We start from the raw sequence: 21,139 nt of genomic DNA, 5'->3' as shown, positions 1-21,139 counted from the left end.
CATTATAAAGGAAGGAAACCTAAAAATGAATAAAAGGTTTCGTTACGTGGCAGCAGGGCTGTTTCTGGCGAGTTTGATCGCCTTTATTCTGCCGGGGTGCAGCCGCCTTCACAAAGACTTTCAGGAAGTAAATCAGCAGCCGCCCGGCGACGATTCGGGCATTCATTTGACGTTGGCCGTTCGAACGTATTCGGATGACCAAACACTGGAGAACCTGATTGCCCGATTTAATGACAGCCACCCAGGTTCCGACGTGGAACTGCTGAATCTGCCGAGGGATCAATATGACGACTTTCTCAACATGCGGATGACGTCCGGTGAAGGGCCGGATGTGTTTCAAATCGGGACGGGCTGGCTGACCACCTATATATATAAAAACTGGCTGATGGACTTATCGGAAGCAGTGGACGATACTTTTACGAGCGATTTTCCCGAATGGGCGGTTAATTACACGAAAGATAACAAGCATTTTTTCGCGATCCCTTCCGACATGATGACTCTGCGTCTGATCTATAATAAAGACTTGCTGAAATATGCCGGCCTGGATCCTGATGCTCCCCCAAAAACGCTGCTGGAGTTAAGAGACGCCGCCAATCAAATTACGCTTGCCGGAACGGGATACCGGAAATACGGGTTTGCGCTTCCGGCCGGCGAGGACGAAACGTTTCAGAAGGCATTGGAAATAAGCGGAACGTACAGCGGGCTGTACTATTATAACTTTGCTACCGGCAAATATGATTTTAACGTGTATCTGCCTTGGTTTGACACTATGCTGGCGATGAAGAAAGAGGGGGGGCTGTTCCCGGGGGAAACTTCGCTGCAGAGCGATACCGCCTTAACGCAATTCGCCGAAGGCAATATCGGAATGATGCTCGTGTCCAATCATGATTATGCCATGCTGAGCCGCATGAAGCCGTTGCCGTTTGCTTGGGGAATCGCTATGCCGCCGCTTATGAAGCCGGACGATCAGGGAAAGGGCAAGCTGATGGAATTTCCGGAGCCTCCTTTTGCGATCAACGCGTATACCGAGCACAAGAAAGAAGCGGTTGAGCTGTGGAAGTTTCTTTTATCCCCTGAGTTTCTCGGGGAGCTGTACAAGCAAGGAGACGCCATACCGACGCTTAAAGGAGTTACGGACGAGCCGCAATACCAAGCGGGGCTGCCCCAATTCAGCGAATTTCTTCCCGGTTCGGAGGAATCGCCGTATCCAAGGGAACCCAAGTTTATTTTGCAAAACATTCCGACGCCCTTCTCTCCGAAAAACATGGGGGAAACGGCCCGTATGAAGGCATACAGGGAGATTCTTCAGGGGATCCGCACGCCGGAGGAAGTACTGAACAGTCTGACGTTTCAGTATAACAACTCTTTAAACGACGCTATTTCAAAGCAGTTGATCAGCCTTAAAAATTTTGTGAATCCATCTTTTGATCCCCGAAATCCGATGAAGGAAACGCAATAGAAAATGAAAGGTCACCATAGATTATTTTATTCAGTTCCATTCCGTAAGCGCCTACAATCAAACCTGTAAAGCCAATCATACGAACCACAAAAAGGGAGGACATCAAAATGAATCATTGGAAGAAGATGGTACGGACGCTTATGTTAACCGTGTTCGTGACTTCCATGGTGCTTGCAGGCTGCGGCAGCAACGGAAATTCCAGCGCCGATCAACCGAAGGATAACACCGGAAACGGAAATGCAACGAATGCATCATCATCATCCGACTCCGCCGCTCTAGATCCGGTCGAGTTATCCATTTATTATCCGGGTACCGAGCAGCAGGACAAAGCGCTGGTAGAAGAGGAATTGAACAAACTGTTGAAAGATAAGATCAATGCAACCGTCAAAATCAATGCAGTCGACTGGGGAAACTGGTCGCAAAAAATCAATCTGATGTCGGCCTCCGGCGAACCGTTCGATCTCTTGTTCACTGCCGGTTGGGATAACTTCAACGGCAACGTGGCCAAAGGGGCGTTTCTCGATTTGACCCCTCTGATTGACCAATATGCCATAGAAACGAAAGCTCAAATAAATCCGCTGCTTCTAACGGGAACGGCCGTAGACGGCAAAAACTACGCGATTCCCGTAGAGAAAGAAATGGCCAGCGAATATGGGGTTGTGCTCAACAAGGATCTGGTGGACAAATACAAATTCGACATCAGCTCCATCAAGTCGCTTAAGGATCTGGAGCCAATGCTGCAGACGATCAAAGAGAAAGAACCGAGCATTACTCCGATGTGGGGCGGAAAGAACACCATTACCCTCATTCCTTACGAAATGATCGGCAATTCTTCGGTCCCAGGCGCCGTCAAAATGGACGGATCGACAAAGGTTGTTAACCAATGGGAAACTCCGGAAATGACGGATATGCTGAAGCTGATGAAGGAATGGAACCGGAAAGGCTACTTCCAAAAGGACCCGGCAACGCAAAAGGATGCGGGACCTTCCAATAAAGCGGGCACGATTTTTGCTCAATGGCAGCAATTGACTCCTGGCAAGGACATGGTGCTCAGCCAGCAATGGGGGCATCCGGTCGTACAGGTCGTATTAACCCAGCCCTATACAGCGAGCGGCGATCTAAGCGGCGCAATGACCGCTATTTCCAGAACCTCCAAAAATCCTGAACGGGCCATGATGCTGATCAATTTGCTGCATACCGACACCAAGATTTTAAACACGCTGGTTATGGGCGTTGAGGGGAAACATTATACGATGGTCGATGATAAAACCATCAAAGTTCCGGATGGAATGACGTCCGGGCAGACCGGATATGCGCCGGGCAACAACTATATGTTCGGCAACCAGTTCCTTAACTATTTGTGGGATAACGAAGACCCGAAAAAATGGGATGAATATAAGGATTTTAATGCTTCGGCAACACCTTCCGCCATCGTAGGTTTCATGTATAACTCAGAGCCCGTCAAAAATGAAGAAGCGGCCATTGTGAATATTTACAATTCTTATATTGACGGGTTGAGCACGGGCGTATTGGATTATGAGAAAGATCTGCCGATCTTCATCGACAAGATGAAAAAGGCCGGACTCGATAAAGTCATCGCCGAGAAGCAAAAGCAGGTTGACGAGTTTCTGAAGACCAAACAGTAAGCGAGTGTAATCAGGATACAGGCAATACGAAGGGGGCCGGCAATCGGATTGCCGGCTTCTTTTATACCAAATGGAAAAGCAGGTGCACATAGATATGGCATACGATTTAGAGGAATTTGCTTTGGATTTGCGGAAAAGCACGGCGCCTCCCAATTATATCGCCGTGAACAGCGGCTATGCGACAGTCGCGCCGCTGGTGAACACGGTCATGGGGGTAAACGGCTGGTATTCGCCACCCTTTGCGGCCAGGGATTCTGTCCTGCAAGTGCAAATCACGGCGGACGGACATTTGATCGAGGATACGGGCAATATGGGAAAAGGCGATTGCGGCCTGTTATATGCCGCCAGTGAATGGCGGCCGGACCGGATTAAAAGAGAAGGAACGTACCACTATTTTGTGCAGGAAAAACTGATTTCCCTTGCGGTTCGCAGCGAGCTGTCGCCCTTTGCCGACCGTCCGGGTTTCATGCTTGCCGTGAGCGTAAAGAACAGGACAAACCGGAAGCTGGACGTTTTATTGTCGCCTATTCTGACTCCCGGCAGCCCTAATCTTGTCCCTTTGGACCGCTGGGATTTTGTGTTTCCTCCGCTGGGAGAAGCTGCCCGGAAGCTGGAGGAATCGGTTTGGGAGAACGGCATGGTAAGACTCTCGCTGCTGTCCGACCCGGCGGCCGGATTCGAATTGAATCCGGGTGAAGAGAGGACGGTGCACTTCGGGGTCCTGATGTCCCGCAAAGGGGAGAGCCCAGCCCTGAACCCTGTCTTTGATCAATGGGGGAAGTCCGCGAGCGCGTTTTGGCGGGAGCGTTTGGAGCAGGCCGGCCGGTATGTTCCGACGCTTCGGAGCGATATTCCGGGTTTGGAGGATTATTATCGGCGCGCGTTGTTAAGCGGCATGGTGTGCTTATGGTATAAGCCGGAGTTTGCCATACAGCCTTTTCCCGCCGTGGCCGGCATGGAAGGGGCGGGGATCTGCGCTTATCCTTGGGATACCGGCGGTTATGCGGGCAAAACGCTTAACCTGCTGCTCGGGAAGGAGAAGTCCATTGAACTCATTCGCCTGATGGCTCATAGCGGGATAGACCGCCATTCCCGGTTTGCTCCCGACGGCAAAGGGCTGGACGGCGCGTATAGTTACAGTCTCTGGTCATTTTTCAATCTTGCCTGGTGCGTGATGACGCAGCATGGAACTATCGGGGAGCTCTTTCCGATCATGCGGGATTTGCTTAAGAAAGACGAGGAGCGGCTGCCGCATTGGGGCGATCTGCTGGATTACGGCGATCAGCGCAATCTGCTGGAAATGCGCAGCGCAGCCCATCAGCATGTCGTCTCCAGCCCGAATGCAGAGCGTGCCTGGTGTTATGATCGTTTGGCCGAGATGGCGGACCACCTGAAACTAGAAGGTGCGGCGGAATGGCGCGATCAGGCGGAGCGGATCCGGAAAGCGATACGGGAGCATCTGTGGGATGTGGACAAGGGCTGGTTCAAGTGCATTTATCCAAACGGCCATGTGGAATATGTCTACAGCATCCAAGCCTATGATTCGCTTCGGATGGGCGTCTGCTCGCCGGAGATGGAAGCGGATCTGCTGGGACATCTTCGGGAAGGAGCCTTCCTTGGCGAGTATGGGATCAGCAGTATTTCTGCAGAGGACAAAGTGCATTTCGAACTGAATGATCCCGATTGGTCGGGCGGCGGCAGCTATACCGGAGAAGGACCGGTACTGGCGCAGACGCTCTGGGAAATCGGCCGTTCCGATCTGGCATGGGATGTTCTGAAGCGATTGTTCTGGATGGGCAGACAACTGCCGTATTACCCGCAGGAGCACTACTGCGACCGTCCGATGGCCCCTTCCCACAAGCGGGCCAATATCATTGCCGGACTTGCGGGGGTAGAGGCCGTATTGTTCGGCATGGCCGGTTTCGACCCGCAGCTGAACGGGGAGCTATGGGTATCCCCGCAGCCGCCTGAGGAAGGCGAAATTACAATAACCGGCTACCCGCACAGGGACCATTGCGTGGATGTGATCCTGTCTCCGGGATTTTGCCAAATTCTGTGCGACAGTCAGACGATTTACCGTGGGGAACCAAAGCGGATGCTGGTCTGCCCGGCAAAGCAAGCAGCGGAAATAGAGCAAAATAATCAATAGAAAGCGTCAAGAATTTGCAGGCATCGCCAACGGAGAAACATCGGCGATGCCTGTATTTTATTTTTGCCGGCGGCGTCCTAAACCAGATAGAAATTTTAATGATACCTTAGATAATTTGATTCAACAAATAGGGGGGTGATTTTACAATGAAGGAAAAGACAGCAAAGGAGTGGGCTTCATGGGAAGTACCCTAGGCTTCCTTCGGAAATTGATCAAATATCGGGCTTTGTTCCTGATGATCCTGCCTCCGATAGCCGTATTGATTATCAATAATTATATTCCGATGTTCGGGGTTATTGTCGCGTTCAAAAACTATAACTTTGTCGACGGAATTTTGGGCAGCGCATGGTCCGGCATCGAAAATTTCAAGTACTTGTTTCAGACGGAAGACGCTTGGATAGCGACCCGGAATACGGTGCTTTATAATGCCGCGTTTATCGTCCTGAACACGGTAGGAGCGATTTTTTTGGCGGTCACTCTAAACGAATTGAAAAATCGGAAACTGGCTAAATTTTTTCAAAGCAGCTTGCTGTTTCCGTATTTTTTGTCCTTCGTTGTTGTCAGCTATGTAGCCTATGCCTTTCTTGGCGGTTACGGATACATTAATAAAGCGATTCTTGAGCCTCTCGGTTTCTCCAGCATTTCCTGGTACACGGAGCCGAAATATTGGATTTTCATCCTGCCGCTGGTGAATCTCTGGAAAAATGTCGGTTACTACACAGTGGTATATTTGGCCGCCATTGTTGGCATCGATCAGGAATATTATGAAGCGGCCGTGATTGACGGAGCTTCCAAATGGCAGCAGATTCGAGGCATTACGATACCTTTAATGGCTCCCGTGATCATCGTCATGGTGATCTTGCAAATCGGCAGAATTTTCAGCGCGGATTTCGGCTTGTTTTACCAGGTGCCGCTCAATACCGGGGCGTTGTATCCGACGACGAACGTCATCGACTCCTTCGTCTATCGTTCCTTATTGGTTAGCGGAAATGTCGGGATGTCGGCCGCAGCCGGCCTGTATCAGGCATCGGTAGGCATTATTCTTGTGCTGGTGACCAATTTCATCGTGCGCAAAATAAGCAGAGAAAACGCGCTTTACTAAGGGGGAGACAGAGATGGAAACTCATATGGAGACCGTGCCGAATACTTTCGAGACAGGCGGCAAGAAAGAAACTTATAACTATAGCACGCGGATTTCCCGGTCGGCGAATGTACTTCTGGTTGCGATGTTCGCGCTGATCAGCATTGTGTGTTTATATCCGCTGCTGCTGGTGATTTCAGTTTCGTTTACGGACGAGCAAACGGTAATTACAAGCGGATATAATATCATCCCAAAGGTATTTTCCTTATATTCCTACCAATATTTATTTGAGGACGCCGATAAAATATTTCGCGGATACGGTGTTTCGATTCTGGTCACGGTCCTTGGCACGATAACCAGCCTGCTGCTGACCGCCTTGCTTGCCTATCCGTTATCCCGCAGGGATATGCCGCTGAGAAACGGAATTGCGTTTGCCGTTTTCTTAACTATGCTTTTCAGTGGCGGGCTTGTTCCGTGGTACCTGACTTATTCGGCCATCGGACTTAAGGATACGATTTGGATTCTGATTATCGTCCACCTCGTTTCGCCTTTTAATGTCATTATTATGAGGACGTTTTTTGCCAGCACAATCCCCGGTTCGCTGATTGAGTCGGCCAAAATTGACGGGGCCGGAGAGTTCCGTATTTTCGGCCGGATTGTGCTGCCGTTATCCCTTCCCGTCCTGGCAACGATCGGTTTGTTTCAAACTCTCGTCTATTGGAACGATTGGTTTACCAGCTCGGTCTTCATCAGCAATAATAATTTGGTCAGTCTGCAGTATCTGATGTATAAGGTCAGTTACAATATCCAATATTTAAATTCCGGCATGGTGGATACCTCGGTTGCAGGCAGCGAGACGGCTAAGATTCCGACAGAAACCGTGAGAATGGCCATGGCTATTGTCGGGATCGGACCGATCATCTTCGTCTATCCTTTCCTGCAAAAGTATTTTGTGAAAGGGCTGACCGTGGGCGCTGTCAAAGGATAAAGAAGATATTCGAGGGACTGCAAGGTGGTTTAGTTTAATGGGGATGCGAGCGACGCGTTTGAGGCTTTGGCTTCAAATGCGTCGCTTTTTTTGCGATTCGGCATATTTTTCAATTTATTAAAGAAATTGAAAGGTTATTGTAGAAAATTTGATTCATCAAATTGATGGAAGCGCTTACCATGAAGGGGGTTACGAGCAAAGAAATGCTAACGACGATATTCCGGCAATTAGGTTAAACGGAAAGAGAGAAAGGAGGAAATTGAAGAGTTCGTGATCACCCATCCTCAAGGGTTCGGCTGTTTTCCGAAAACTCGGAAAAATAACTAAGGAGGCGAAGCGCTTGAAAACCGAAGTATCGAAGCTTTTCCGCAGAGCGGGCGGTATTCTGCTCACCGCAGTCATGGTATTATCCGCTTACCCTGCATGGCCCGCAAAGGCCGAGACGGCAAGCAAAGTTTATGACCTGACGATTTCGGGCACCGACCAGCAGACGGTCAAAGGATGGGGCGTGTTTCCGTCCTGGAACCGTGCCGACTGGAATCGCAATTTTATCGACAAGACCGGTGCGCAGCAAGCGTTGTTTCAAGATCTGGGCGCCAGCATGTTCCGGATCATGATCCCTGCCGTCACGGGGGACGGCGATGGAAATCTGATCGGCGCCAAGATGCAGGAAATTTACGATTTGGTCCATGCCGCGGCGAACAAAGGAATGCAGGATTACATGATATCGGTGTGGTCTCCTCCGGTAGGCATGAAAACAATCCCGACCGTCAACGGCTGGACTGGAACCGAGCATGTGCGGCTTCGCCCGGACAAAGAAGAAGCCTACACATCTTATTTGGTTGCTGCCATTCAGTGGTTGACGGACAGAGGCGCGAGTGTGCCCCAAGCGCTCAGCTTTCAAAACGAACCGTTGTCGCAAATCATCAGCGAATGGTGTTATTGGGGAGGGGACAACGGGGCGCAGTATCAGCGGGTGGCGAAGCTGCTCCGCTCCAAATTGGATGCCGCGGGTTTTAATGGCGTTCAAATCCTGGGACCCGAAGGAGCCACCTATCATGAAAACGAGCTTTTGCTCGGTCAGGATTTCTCCGCTTTGACCCGGGATGCGGAACTGAATAATGCCATCGGCGGCTTAACCTCCCACAGTTATTTTTCCAAGGGTTACGACAATACGGGGGTCTATCAGGACTATTTGGACGCCTTGAATCATTTTCCGGGGAAGGACCGTTGGCAGACTGAGTACAGCGCCTTAATTTCGGGCATTTCCGAGATGGACATGGCGATTAACGTCTCCCAGAGATTGGCGAGCGATATGGCATTCATCCGGAACAATTACTGGTTCTGGTGGCTCGGTTGGGCAAACGGCAGGCATCCGACGGATGTAGGGGAAGTTTTGCTTGACGGGGATGGTTATACCGTAACGAAATCGAAGGCTTTTTATGTGCTCAGCAAAATTTTCAACAATGTGCCTGTCGGCTCAAAAGTGAGACGCATCGATGCCGATCCGGCTTCCGGGCTGACGACGGCCGATTCGGTTTGGATGGATGGAGTCGCGTTCGTGAGCGGAAGCAAAACGACCGCGCTGGTCGTAAATCCGACGGATCAGGCCAAAACCGTAAATATAAAGGGCTTGACGGGAGCGACCGCAAATGTCTATCAAGCGACCTCCGATATTGCGACGGGCCAGGATATGAAGCCGGCAGCCTCCCGGAACATTCAAGGCGGGACGGCTTCAAGCATCGAACTGCCGGCCAAAAGCGTCTCTGTCGTAGTCACCTCCGATACGGATACGGCGCCGCCGCATATTGCCTTTGACCAATCCGGCAGTTCTTCGACGCCCGATGCATCCTATGCGGTAAGGGATCCCCGGTTCACGGTGTCCGGTCATCTGGACGAAGCGGGAACGCTGCTGATTAACGGAGAACCGGTGACGGTAGGCAACAATCTCAGCTTCAGCAAGGCCCTAACGCTGCAACCCGGCATGAATGCCATCACCGCCGCAGCAACGGACACCCTGGGGAATGCGGGAGATCCAATTCAGCTTAATATCAGGTATGACCCGAGTTATTTGGGATTGTCGCTGGACCAAAGCGGCGCAGTTTACGTTCGTCAAGAGAGCTATAACGTAACGGGACGAACGAACGGAAACGCCGCGGTGACAATCAAACATGAGTTTAACGCCGCAACCGTGAGCGAAAACACCTATCATGTCGGCACGCCGACTCCTCATCAGAATGGAGACCTGATTCGGCAGATCTTTAACGACAGCTATGTCCAGGCCGGTGTTTTACCCGCTGGTCTGACCGTCAATGCGCAAGCCGTCAGGGATGCCAACACCACATTTCCTCCGGAAGAGGGCACGTATTCATTGAGATTGAAATTAAACAATCCGTCAGGGTTTTCGCGGATTAATTTCGACTTTGTGAATACGGCGTCCCAAGGCATAACGGAGAATTATTCGGCTGTCCGGGATGCGGCAGCGCTCCAGTTCTGGGCCTATCCCAAAACCAAGCAGGATCACTTCTCCGCCGTTCTGGAATCGGATAACGGCGGCACGGCCGTGGAAGCGCGGGTTCCGCTGGCCAACTATATCGCCGCTGCCGATTACGGGAATAAGTGGGTACAGGTGACGATCCCCTTAACCGATTTTGACGCAGCCGCCCATTTCGATCCGGCCACCAACCAAACGCTTGCCATGCCGATCGCCTGGGACCAAGTAAAAGGGATCGGATTCTCCAATGATTCCGCCGTGTATTATGATCCCCATGTAGACGACATCAAATTGGTTTACGCTAACCTGCCTTCCGAACCCTCGGAGCCGCAATCTACGGAATTTAACACCGAGTTGAATTTGCTTGTCGGCGATAATACGATCACCGCCTCGGCAGTCAATGAGCTGAATCAGCAAGCGGCGCCTTCCGTTGTCCATGTCGTTTACGACCCGGACCCTCCTGTTCTTACGGTGCCCTCTTCAGGGACGACTGCAGGAACCAGCTACGTGCTGAACGGAAGCGTCAATGAACCCGCAACGGTTAAGGTGAACGGAATTGTGGTTACGCTGAAGAGCGACTATTCGTTTACGGCTGTCGTGCCCGTCGTCAAAGGGGAGAATGCCATCAGCGTTGTAGCGGAAGACCTGGCGCACAATATTACCGAGGCTATAGTCAACGTAACCAGCGACCCGGTGGACGACGGTTCATTGACCCCCGGCGTAACCGCTGGGAACCTTACGGAAGCGGCTCCTACCATTGACGGGAATCTGTCGGAATCCGGCTGGATCATCAATAACCGGGTGGAAAAAATGATCACCGGCGCCTCCGACAATAATGTAAGCTTTGGCACAATGTGGGATGCAAGCCATCTGTATGTTGGAGTGAAGGTGCTGGATGCCGATCTGAGAAACGACTCCGATCCGGACAAAACGTACCAGGACGATTCGGTAGAAATTTATATCGACGGCGACAATAGCCGGAGTTCCACTTACGGTTCGGACGATCATCAAATTACGCTCGGTTGGCATGACAGCCGGATTTCCATGGTCGGAGCCATGACCGGCGTCCAATTCGCGCAGCAGGATATCGACGGCGGATTTACGGTCGAAATGGCCATCCCCTGGAGCGGTATCGGCATCGAAACGCCGCATATCGGGTCCGTAATCGGCTTTGACGTTGCCTATAACGATGATGACGGACATAACGCAGGCAATCGCGAAAGCCAACTGATGTGGCGGGGAAACGGGGATAACTGGCTCAGCACCGCCGCCTTTGGGAGCTTGTATTTGAACGACGGGAACAATGTGACGGTCGCCCTTGAACCTTCCGGAGCTTTAACGACGGACGGGCAGCTGGACGAACCTTATTGGGCTTTGCGCAGCATGGTGACCAAGACGATCACCGGTTCGCCGAATAACAGCGTGAGATTCGGGGTGCTTGGCGATACGCAGAATTTGTATGTGGGCATAGAAGTCCTTGACGATGTACTTAAAAATGACTCGGACCAATCCTATCAGGACGACTCGGTAGAGGTTTATATCGATGCCGACAACAACCGGGGCGCAATGTATGATGCATACGACCATCAAATCACGCTCGGTTGGCATGACAGTCAAATTTCCATGATCGGAACTTTGCCCAATGTCCAATATGCCCAGCAGGATATCAGCGGAGGTTATACGGTGGAGATGGCTATCCCGTGGGCTTCGCTGAATATCACACCGGCCCGGGACATCACGCTGGGGTTTGATGTCGGAATCAACGATGATGACGGAAATAACGGCGGAAACCGCGACAGCCAGCTGATGTGGAACGGAACCGGGAACAATTGGCAGGATACTTCGAATTTCGGCCATTTGCCGGTGCACAATTTAAGCCTTCCTTTACCGGATAATACCGTACCGGAGCCGGAAGGATTGAAGGTCTTCTCGGACAATGCGGCAGACCTCAGCAAATTGTACGCGAAGACGGCGCATATCGTGAATGCAACCGGGCACCCGGAGAATTTCAACAATGATGCGGACCGGATAACGCACAACATCGATAACCCTGCAGATCCGGAATATGTAGTCTATCCATCGCCTTCCGGAGATATCTACTCCTTTGATATTACAACAGGACTCTATTCCAATACGCCGCAATTTACCCTCTACGGGTCTGCCGATAACGTGACTTATACGAGGATTACGGCAAAATCGTCGCTCATCGGCGGAGCAAACGGCTACTCCGTGTTCAGCAACACGGCGAGCAACCTTCCGGCGGGCACCCGATATGTGAAGATTGTGTTCCCGGGAATGGCAAACTGGATGGAGCAGTTAATGGATGTATCCTTTAAGTATTTCGGCGAGCCCTCGGGTCCTCCCGAGGATACGGTTACAGCCGAGTTCACGGACGATGGCGCCGACTTGACGAAGCTGTATGACAAATCCGGCCATATCATCAATGTACAAGGCGGGCAACTTGATAAGTACGCCGGAGACAATGACCGGATCGTTCACAGCAATGACGATATCATGGACCCTGAATATGTAGTTTACAAGTCTCCGGATGCGGACATCTATTCGTTTGACTTCAATGTAACCGTCTGGGTTGGACTGCCGCCTGGAGTCGGCTTCGAGGTGTACGGTTCCGAAGACGGCGCAAACTTTGCCAAACTGCCTGCCGCTCCGGTTATACTGAGCAATGCGTCCGGCTACGATACGCTTAGCATCAAGACGGACAACTTGGCCGGCGGTATCCGGTATCTAAAAATTGGTTTTCCTTACGGCGACCCGGCATGCGACAACTGGACCAGCACGATTAACAAAGTCAAGTTTACTTACGGAGTTACAACACGGGACCCAAGTGGCGATACATTTGAGAATTCCGTACCTGCCGTCGATGAATCCCGGGCTTCGCATGGGGGGAATAACATATAGCGGATTCCTTACTTCCGAGTGACGCTTAAAGCGTTCGGCTACCCGATTGGGTATTCGCGGGAACTTCAAATGAAAGGATGTAGAAATTGGGCTGTCCTCACAGGAACTTCGGTGTTATATAGCCAAGGTTCCGCCGAGAGAGCAGCCCTTTTTTTCGGCAAATCGGCTCAATAGTATCCGATAAATTCCCGCAGCCTCGATACAGAGAAACATGGATAGAAATTTTAAAGATAGAAGTGTTTTTTTAATTAAGGTATTTGCGGACCGTCGCTATAATGAAACTGCCGGCAAGAATTAAGGAATCAGGTGATGGGATGGAGAGGATTGCCCAAGAGGCGCAGCTGGAAATTTCGCGAAATTCTACAATGAACTACCGTTTGTATTTGCCAGGGGATTACAAGAGGGATGAAGCTAAAGCTTGGCCTTTGGTCGTATTCCTCCACGGAGCGGGCGAGAGGGGCGATGACCCGGAATTGCTGGGAATGCATGGCGTTCCTAAGGAAGCGGACGAAGGAAGGGAGTTCCCTTTCCTAATTTTGGCCCCGCAATGTCCGGACCCTTCCGTCTGGATCATGCAGAAGGATCGAGTCATGGAGCTCATAAGCAGGATTTGCCGGGATTACCGTGTAGACCCGCGCCGGATTTATTTGACGGGAATCAGCATGGGCGGGTTCGGAACATGGGAGATCGCCATGGAGCATCCCGAAGTGTTTGCGGCGATTGTTCCCATATGCGGCGGAGGCATGTCATGGAGGGCGGACCGCCTGCTGTCTATGCCGGTATGGACATTTCATGGCGGGAAAGACGACGTGGTTCCGATCGTCTACACGGAAGAGATGGTGAGAGCGCTAAAGGCGCTAGGCAATCCGGTCCAATATACGGTGTATCCCGAGGCCGGACATGACTGCTGGACGGAAGTGTACCGGAGGAAAGACATTTTCGAATGGATGCTTGAGCAGTGTTTGCCGACAAAAACTACTATTTGTAAAGGGTGAATAGATATGAGTCTTAAAAAGAAGTTTGTCCAGGTTGGAACCGGCGGAAGATCCGAATTGTTCTACTCGGCGATTGCCACGGATTTTAAAGAGACCTCGGAACTGGTTGCCTTTTGCGATCTGAATCAAACCCGCATGGATTACGCCAATAAGCTGCTTACGGAGAAATATGGTTATTCGGCGGTGCGCACCTACAAAACCGAGGAATTCGACCATATGATCAAGACGGAAAAACCGGATGCCGTCATCATTACAAGCATGGATCGCACGCATCACCGCTATATTATCCGCGCCATGGAGCTGGGCTGCGATGTAGTAACGGAAAAACCGATGACCGTCGATGAGAAAAAATGCCAGGAAATTCTCGATGCCGTTGAACGTACGGGCCGCAATGTCCGGGTGACGTTCAATTATCGGTATGCCCCCCATCATACGAAAGCGAGGGAGCTGATCGAAGACGGAGTTATCGGCAAAGTATGCTCGGTTCATTTCGAATGGTTGCTGAACACCAAACACGGAGCGGATTATTTCCGCAGATGGCATCGCGATAAACGGAACAGCGGCGGTCTTCTGGTGCACAAATCAACGCACCATTTCGACCTCGTCAACTTCTGGATCGGTTCCCAGCCGGAAACGGTGTTTGCTTTTGGCGATTTGATGTTCTATGGAAGGGAAAACGCGGAGAATAGGGGCGTGACTCAGTTTTATGAACGGGCAACGGGCAATCCGATTGCCAAAGACGACCCGTTCGCTCTGCATTTGGATCAGAACGAAAACCTGAAGGCTATGTACCTGGATGCGGAGCATGAGGACGGCTACCGCCGCGATCAAAGCGTATTCGGCGACGGTATCAGCATCGAGGATACGATGGGGGTCATCGTTCGCTACAAAAACAACGCGATTATAACGTACTCCTTAAATGCCTATATGCCTTGGGAAGGATACCGGATCGCCTTTAACGGCACCAAAGGGAGAATCGAGATGGAGGTCGTCGAACAATCGTACGTCAACTCCGGCGGGGAAAAAGCGGAGGAAGGCGCTCTATTGGGCCAAAAAATTACGGTATTCCCCATGTCCGGGGCTCCTTATAAGGTTGAGGTTGACGATGGGGTTGGCGGACACGGAGGCGGGGATACGGTCATGCTTAACGATATTTTCGGAACCCCGGTTCATGACCGGTTTCACCGGGCCGCGAATCACATCGACGGAGCGCGGTCTATCCTGACAGGCATCGCCGCGAACCGGGCCATGCGCACCGGCCAGCCGGTGAAGGTCAGCGACCTGGTCACTTTTAGATGAAGGCGCAGTGGCCGATCAGGGTGAGCCCGTTCGAAATCGCCACTTGGAAAGCGAGCATATAGCGGCAGGAGCATAGGAAGGGCTGCAACTCATTAGCGGGTTTGCGGCCCTTTCATCCAACTGTGGAAATAACGGAGGATAAACCCATGAAATTACCGGATATTTGGGGTCCCGGCAATTTATTTGCGTATTCGGGCCTGGATGGCACATGCACTTATAGCGATAGTCTGGTTGGTACATTATGCGGGGATCGGGTTGGCGTCATCTTTTATACGAAAGTCAAAAGCCAACTGTCGTTGGCGCTGAAACAAATTAGAGATATTGATTACACGGTGGTTGCCTCCGATATTATTCAAGCTCATTTTACAGGGATCAACGGAGAAAACTACCCGTTTACTATGCTTTTCTATGCGCAGGATACCGTCATTGGACAAACGACTGAATCGGCCTTGCCGGTTATTTTTTTCGAAGAGGCTGCGGATGCCGTTCCTGAAACCTCGGGAAATGTCCGTGTTTACGCGTTCGGCGATGAATATTTCGCTTTTGCCGTCAATCACGGGGAACCTCTCGTTTCCTTTGCTTTCGCGGTCAGCCGTATAAGCAAACAGGATGCGGCAGACAAAGCCGTTCAGGCGATGCAAGCGGATATACATGGGGAGGCGGCAAAGAAAATCGATTTTTTCGCCCGGCTTCCTGTAGCGAAGACCAGCCGTGAGGACACGGAAAGAATGTACTATAAATGCTTTTCAACAATGAAATCGCAAGTTTATACCCCGGAAGGACGGTTTCGGACCAAATGGACAACCCCCGACCGCCTTCCCCACAAGCGGTTATGGCTCTGGGATTCGGTGTTCCATTCCATCGGGAATAAGTTCATTTCGGATGAACTTGCATACGGCAGCATCAAAACCATTTTCGATACGCAGCATGAAGACGGATTTATCCCGCACATGTCCTCTCCATTTGAAAGCTCCGAAGTCACTCAGCCGCCGGTCATCGCTTGGGGGCTTTATGAGTTATACCTGCATTCCGGGAATGGGAGAATCCTGGAGGAGTGCTACGAGGGACTGAAAAAATATTTGATGTGGAACAAGCGGCATCGCGACCGCAACGGCAATTGGCTCTTCGAATGGCAGGTCGAGGAAGACAGCGTCCACTGCCGCTGCGATGAATGCGGGATGGATAACTCCCCGCGGTTTGACGATGTGAAAGAAATGGACTGCATCGACTTTTCTTGTTTTATGGCGAATGAGTCCAGAATTATGGCCAGGATTGCCGCGGTTTTGGGGCGGAATGAAGAGACGGAATTTTGGCAGACGTATTTTGACAACATCAAAGCGGCCGTGAACGGTTATTTGTGGAATGAACCGGACCAGTTTTACTATGACAGGCTGCTGCAAGACGGGAAATGGAAAAAAGTGAAGGCGGTCTCCTCCTTCCTGCCGTTGTTTGCGGGGATATGCGAGCCGGAGCAGGCGGAAGCGCTCGTGCGGCATTTGGAGGACCCCGCCTCGTTTCGGACGGATTTTCCGATCCCCAGCATTTCGCTGGACGATCCGACCTTCGGAACCGACATGTGGCGCGGCCCGGTGTGGATCAATTACAATTATATGATTTCCCGCGGATTGAAAGAGTACGGTTACCATGAATTGGCGCAAAGCATCATTCAAAAAACCATCGACGCTTTGACATTCTGGTATTCGCATGACGGAACCATTTACGAGTTTTACGACAGCATGAATAAAGTCTCTTCCAGCCATTTGAACCGGAAAAGCAAAAGTCTGAAGCCCTACCAATTTCAAGTCCGTATGCAGAGCATCAGGGACTACGGCTGGAGCAGCACACTGCTGCCGGCGATGATTCTGGAAAGCGAGAATGATGCGGGTCCCATCTTCCGGCAAGGGAGGGATGCGGGAAATGGAACAGGGACGCTATGATTCCCGGCGGCAAGCAATGAACGGCATTCCAACCGTGTGCTTGAGGGATTTGCAGGAGCGGGCCGAGGTTGAGCTTGTGCCGGGTATCGGAGCCAATGTATTCCGTTACCGCGTGAAGGAGCACGATATTTTGCTCTCCCCTCCGGATTTGAACGTTTTGCGAAAAGAATCCAGCTTTTACGGCATTCCCGTCCTGTTTCCGCCAAGCCGCATTCGGGGCGGGGGATTCTCTTGCGGCGGCAGGGACTACCGGTTTCCGCTTAATTCCGGACGGAATCATATCCACGGGGAGTTGCGGGAAATCCCCTGGAAATTGATCGAAACCGGAGCCGCTCCTGAGCGGGGGGCTTATGCCGTCTGCGAGCTGAGCGTGACGGATTGGGAGAGCATGTTCGCCTATTACCCGCATGCCCTTCGCTTCAGGTTAACGGTTACCCTGGTCCGGGGAGAACTTTATCTGAGTGGAGACATTGTTAATGAAGGGAAAGATGCGGCACCCATCGGTTTTGGCTTCCATCCTTACTTCGCCTATCGGCCGGAAGAGGCTGATCTCGTATCGATTCAGGTGCCGGCCATATCCGAATATCCGATCGATTCGGAGGGCTTTTTCACAGGTTCGCTTCACGCAACTGAGGTGTGCAGGCAACTGAACGGAGGAGAACTGCTATCCGTTCTCCCCAAGGAGTCGGATCATCGGGTCGTGAAGCTGGAAGAAGACCGCAGATCGTTTGCGGTGTACCGCCCCCATTCCGGCATTCGGGTGACCTGCGATTTCTCGCCTGAATTTGGCTTTGCTTTTTTGTTCGCTCCGCCTTGGGGGAATGCCGTTTCTATCGAGCCTGCAAGCAGCGTGACGGATGCTTTCAATTTGCCTTATCCTGCCGAAGATACGGGGGCAAGGTTACTGGAGGCGGGAGAACGTTTCAATTTTGCTGTACATTTTCAGGTTGCGGATTTGCCGTAACGCCGCAATTTTTCAAACACTACAGGAGGTGACTCCCATTGAAGGGGATTGTTACCGATATTCAGCGATTTTCGCTGCATGATGGACCGGGGATACGGACTACGGTGTTTATGAAAGGCTGCAATATGAGCTGTGCCTGGTGCCATAACCCGGAAACGATCCGGTTAGGTCCGGAGCTGCTCTACTATGGTTCAAACTGCATCCATTGCGGGGAATGCGCGTCTGTCTGTCCTACAAAGGCGCACTGCATGGAGGAAGGCCGGCATATCTTTGACCGTTCCTTATGCGAAGCCTGCGGACGATGTGCCGAAGTTTGTTTTGCCGGGGCATGTGTCTTGTCGGGCAAGCATATGGAAGCGGAGGAAGTTCTGGAAGAGGTGATACAGGATGAGGCGTATTATCGCCGTTCGGGCGGGGGTATTACGGTGTCCGGCGGCGAAGCGTTTATGCAGGCCGATTTTGTGGCTGATTTGCTGATTCGCTGCCGCGAGAGGGGTATCCATACGGCTGTGGAAACCAACCTGTCCTTCCCTTGGGAGCGAATGGAAGCAGCGCTTGTCCATACGGATCTGGTTATGCTGGACATTAAGCAATGGGACACGCAGGAACACCGGAAATGGACGAACCAAGGGAACGAGAAGGTCCTGGACAATATTCGGCGCTTAACCGAGAGCGGGATCCCCTATATCGTGCGGACCCCGGTCATTCCCGGAGTGAACGATACCGCGGAATGCATCTCGTCCATTTGCCGCTTTCTGGTTCAGGAAGGAAAAGCGGAATATTACGAGCTGCTGCGGTTCAATCCGTTCGGCGGTGTAAAGTACCAAGCGCTGGAGAAGCGCGATGCTTTCGCAAATACTCCGGTTCCGGATGATGCCGTTATGGAAAGTTTGAACGGGATCGTTGTGGACTTCGGATTAGTTCGGAAATCGAAAAAAGAGGTGGGCTTTCTATGAAAGATACCCTCGTTCGGGAATATTTGAACAAGTTTAATTTAGAGCATGAATTAAGCTTTGCAGAGCGGATTCGGATTTTGCGGGAGCGAAAGCTGGCCCAAACGAAGTGCAAGGTGGAACGGGAAGGAGGACTTGACGAAGACGATTATGGCCGAATCGTGCCTCCGGAAGGATTTGATTGGATGATCATTCCCAATCATACGGACGGTTCCTTCTACGGATATCAAGGGTGGACGGAAAATTTTTGCAGTCTGCTTGAGCATCACCCGGTATATGTGGATCCTGTGGATGCCATGGCGGGAAAGTGGATGTTTTTTCTGTCGAGAATGAAGGGGTCAATCTGGAAGCCGGAATTTGACGATTCTCATCTGAAACCACTTCAGGAGAAGTACGATATCATCGGCGGGATTGGAATGGATGCCCATTTTGCACCGGATTACCGGATCGGATTGGAGCTGGGCTGGGGAGGACTGCAGGATAAGCTGAAAGCCTACGAAAATATGCATATCCACACGGATGCGTCGAAAGCCGAATTTTTCGAATCGGAACAGAAAGTCGTCCATGCTATCCAGGGCTGGATTCGGCGAACGTCTTCCCTGGCCGGGGAACTGGCTGCCCTAGAACGCCACCCGCAGCTCAAGCGAAATCTTCAGGAGATTCGGGAGGTCAACGAATGGATCGCGGTGAATCCTCCCCGGACGCTTCGGGAGGTTTGCCAATGGATCTGCTGGTTCAATATGGCCTCGCGGACGTATAATCGGGACGGTGCAGGCGGCCAACTGGACGAACTTTTGCGGCCTTACTTCGAACGGGATATTTCAGAGAGACGCCTCACGGAGGATGAAGCCCGCTTCTATATTGCCTGCCTTCTGCTTAACGATACTCATTATTACCAGCTTGGGGGGCCGGACCGGAACGGGAGGGATATGACGAGCCGCATTTCCTATGTGATTCTTGAAGCGGCAGCCATGATCAATACGTCCTGCAATTTGACGATACGGGTCCATGACGGGTTGGATGATGTCTTTTTTCGCAAATCGGTGGAATGCTTGCTGGCTAACGGGAACGGCTGGCCCCGCTACTCCGGAGACCGGGCATTGGTGGAAGGGTTCGTCCGCGCCGGTTATCCGCAGGAGCTGGCGAGGGAACGGATCGCCGTTGGCTGCAACTGGATGTCCCTGCCGGGGTTGGAATATACCATGAATGATCTGGTAAAAGTCAATGTTGCCAAGGTATTCGAGATATCCTTCCAGGAAACGGTGGCTGCTTCCGCTTCCGAAGAGCCTTCCATGGAACGGCTGCTGGGCTGCTTCCGGCAGCATTTGCAGCAAGCGGTGGAGACCGCCGCGGACGGCATCGCGTTCCATCTCTCCCATCAGGCGGAGAATGAGCCGGAGTTGGTGCTGAATCTGCTGTCTCACGGCCCTGTCGAAAAGGGACTGGATGTGTCGGCGGGAGGCGCGCGGTATTATAACATGGCCATTGACGGTGCGGGTTTGGCCACCGTGGCGGATTCCCTGGCGGCGATTGAGCAGCGGGTCGTGAAGGAAAAGCGCTTCACCTGGGGACAACTAGCTGACTGGTTGAAAGCGGATTATACCGGTCCTGAAGGAGAATACGCCCGTCTCATGATGAAGGCCGGCGAACGGTACGGCCACGGTAATTCCACAGGGGACCGATGGGGAATAAAGGTATCCGAGATGTTTAGCGAGTTGGTCAGAGCGCAGATGAAACGGTATCCCGTCCAATTCATTCCGGGTTGGTTTTCTTGGGCCAACACGATCGGGTTGGGGAAAACGGTTGGAGCTACCCCCAATGGACGCAGGGCCGGGGAAGCAATCAACCATGGGGCCAACCCTGCGCCGGGTTTTCGCAAAGACGGGGCCGTGACCGCATTGTCCAATATTATCGCCGCGATCCAGCCCGGATACGGCAATACGGCGCCCCTGCAGCTTGAGCTGGACCCGCACCTGGCAGCCGATCCGGACAACATCGACAAGATCGCGGCTTATATCCGCACCATTTTTGACCTTGGGGCGACTCTGCTTAATATTAATCTGATCAGCAAGGAAAAGGTGCTTGAGGCCCACCATGATCCAAGTCTGCACCCCGATCTGATCGTCCGTGTCACGGGCTTCACCGCCTACTTCTCCATGTTGTCCCCGGAATTTCGGCAGTTGGTGGTGGATAGGATGCTCGAAGCCCAGTGAGAACGTTGTTTCCTATCTGTTTGAAATAGCAAATAAATATGG

The 21,139-nt window shown here is 51.9% G+C and carries 12 protein-coding genes; all 12 read left to right on the top strand.

The features are described from left to right. The first annotated feature begins 25 nt into the window (after nucleotides 1-25). The 12 genes from ACI48K_RS10165 to ACI48K_RS10110 all read left to right on the top strand — a co-directional run bounded on the left by ACI48K_RS10165 (nucleotide 26) and on the right by ACI48K_RS10110 (nucleotide 21,097). Nucleotides 26-1,459 (top strand): ABC transporter substrate-binding protein, encoded by a 1,434-nt coding sequence (locus ACI48K_RS10165; protein ID WP_475027490.1) that lies wholly within the window; start codon nucleotides 26-28, stop codon nucleotides 1,457-1,459. A gap of 107 nt (nucleotides 1,460-1,566) precedes the next feature. Further along, on the top strand, nucleotides 1,567-3,105 hold the full coding sequence (locus tag ACI48K_RS10160; protein WP_475027489.1) for an ABC transporter substrate-binding protein: 1,539 nt from the start codon (nucleotides 1,567-1,569) through the stop codon (nucleotides 3,103-3,105). Between the two features lie 94 nt (nucleotides 3,106-3,199). Continuing rightward, complete coding sequence (locus ACI48K_RS10155; protein ID WP_475027488.1) at nucleotides 3,200-5,254, top strand: MGH1-like glycoside hydrolase domain-containing protein; 2,055 nt, start codon at nucleotides 3,200-3,202, stop codon at nucleotides 5,252-5,254. 178 nt (nucleotides 5,255-5,432) lie between these two features. Then, nucleotides 5,433-6,356, top strand: a complete 924-nt coding sequence (locus ACI48K_RS10150) for an ABC transporter permease (protein WP_475027487.1) — start codon at nucleotides 5,433-5,435, stop codon at nucleotides 6,354-6,356. Nucleotides 6,357-6,369: 13 nt separating this feature from the next. After that, nucleotides 6,370-7,323: a carbohydrate ABC transporter permease gene (locus tag ACI48K_RS10145; protein WP_475027486.1), complete on the top strand. Its 954-nt coding sequence runs from the start codon at nucleotides 6,370-6,372 to the stop codon at nucleotides 7,321-7,323. A gap of 340 nt (nucleotides 7,324-7,663) precedes the next feature. Then, on the top strand, nucleotides 7,664-12,736 hold the full coding sequence (locus ACI48K_RS10140; RefSeq protein WP_475027485.1) for a sugar-binding protein: 5,073 nt from the start codon (nucleotides 7,664-7,666) through the stop codon (nucleotides 12,734-12,736). A gap of 314 nt (nucleotides 12,737-13,050) precedes the next feature. Beyond that, nucleotides 13,051-13,731: a carboxylesterase family protein gene (locus ACI48K_RS10135; protein WP_475027484.1), complete on the top strand. Its 681-nt coding sequence runs from the start codon at nucleotides 13,051-13,053 to the stop codon at nucleotides 13,729-13,731. A 6-nt stretch (nucleotides 13,732-13,737) separates the two neighbouring features. Continuing rightward, the gene (locus tag ACI48K_RS10130) at nucleotides 13,738-15,030 is read left to right on the top strand and encodes a Gfo/Idh/MocA family oxidoreductase (RefSeq protein WP_475027483.1); all 1,293 of its coding nucleotides are present in this window, start codon (nucleotides 13,738-13,740) and stop codon (nucleotides 15,028-15,030) included. 146 nt (nucleotides 15,031-15,176) lie between these two features. Next, a complete protein-coding gene (locus ACI48K_RS10125) occupies nucleotides 15,177-16,967 on the top strand; it encodes an amylo-alpha-1,6-glucosidase (protein ID WP_475027482.1) in 1,791 nt (596 codons plus the stop codon). Next, complete coding sequence (locus ACI48K_RS10120; protein ID WP_475027481.1) at nucleotides 16,948-17,931, top strand: aldose 1-epimerase; 984 nt, start codon at nucleotides 16,948-16,950, stop codon at nucleotides 17,929-17,931. Before ACI48K_RS10125 ends, ACI48K_RS10120 begins: the two co-directional genes overlap by 20 nt. Before the next feature lie 38 nt (nucleotides 17,932-17,969). After that, nucleotides 17,970-18,887, top strand: coding sequence for a glycyl-radical enzyme activating protein (locus ACI48K_RS10115; RefSeq protein ID WP_475027480.1), 918 nt, complete (start codon nucleotides 17,970-17,972; stop codon nucleotides 18,885-18,887). Then, nucleotides 18,884-21,097 carry a pyruvate formate lyase family protein gene (locus ACI48K_RS10110; RefSeq protein WP_475027479.1) on the top strand — a complete coding sequence of 738 codons (2,214 nt, stop codon included), beginning with the start codon at nucleotides 18,884-18,886 and terminating at the stop codon, nucleotides 21,095-21,097. The genes ACI48K_RS10115 and ACI48K_RS10110 overlap by 4 nt, the downstream gene beginning before the upstream one ends. The last annotated feature ends 42 nt before the right edge of the window (nucleotides 21,098-21,139 follow it).

This window comes from Paenibacillus terrisolis (assembly GCF_056171975.1).
The sequence above is the reverse complement of the archived record's forward strand: the minus strand, read 5'-3'. Positions and strand labels throughout refer to the sequence as shown.

Bases quoted from the DNA above. Each gene is read 5' to 3' on its own strand.
- ACI48K_RS10135 (WP_475027484.1), top strand. From the start codon at position 13,051: ATGGAGAGGATTGCCCAAGAGGCGCAGCTGGAAATTTCGCGAAATTCT.
- ACI48K_RS10155 (WP_475027488.1), top strand. From the start codon at position 3,200: ATGGCATACGATTTAGAGGAATTTGCTTTGGATTTGCGGAAAAGCACG.
- ACI48K_RS10145 (WP_475027486.1), top strand. From the start codon at position 6,370: ATGGAAACTCATATGGAGACCGTGCCGAATACTTTCGAGACAGGCGGC.
- ACI48K_RS10130 (WP_475027483.1), top strand. From the start codon at position 13,738: ATGAGTCTTAAAAAGAAGTTTGTCCAGGTTGGAACCGGCGGAAGATCC.
- ACI48K_RS10125 (WP_475027482.1), top strand. From the start codon at position 15,177: ATGAAATTACCGGATATTTGGGGTCCCGGCAATTTATTTGCGTATTCG.
- ACI48K_RS10165 (WP_475027490.1), top strand. From the start codon at position 26: ATGAATAAAAGGTTTCGTTACGTGGCAGCAGGGCTGTTTCTGGCGAGT.
- ACI48K_RS10120 (WP_475027481.1), top strand. From the start codon at position 16,948: ATGGAACAGGGACGCTATGATTCCCGGCGGCAAGCAATGAACGGCATT.
- ACI48K_RS10110 (WP_475027479.1), top strand. From the start codon at position 18,884: ATGAAAGATACCCTCGTTCGGGAATATTTGAACAAGTTTAATTTAGAG.
- ACI48K_RS10160 (WP_475027489.1), top strand. From the start codon at position 1,567: ATGAATCATTGGAAGAAGATGGTACGGACGCTTATGTTAACCGTGTTC.
- ACI48K_RS10150 (WP_475027487.1), top strand. From the start codon at position 5,433: ATGGGAAGTACCCTAGGCTTCCTTCGGAAATTGATCAAATATCGGGCT.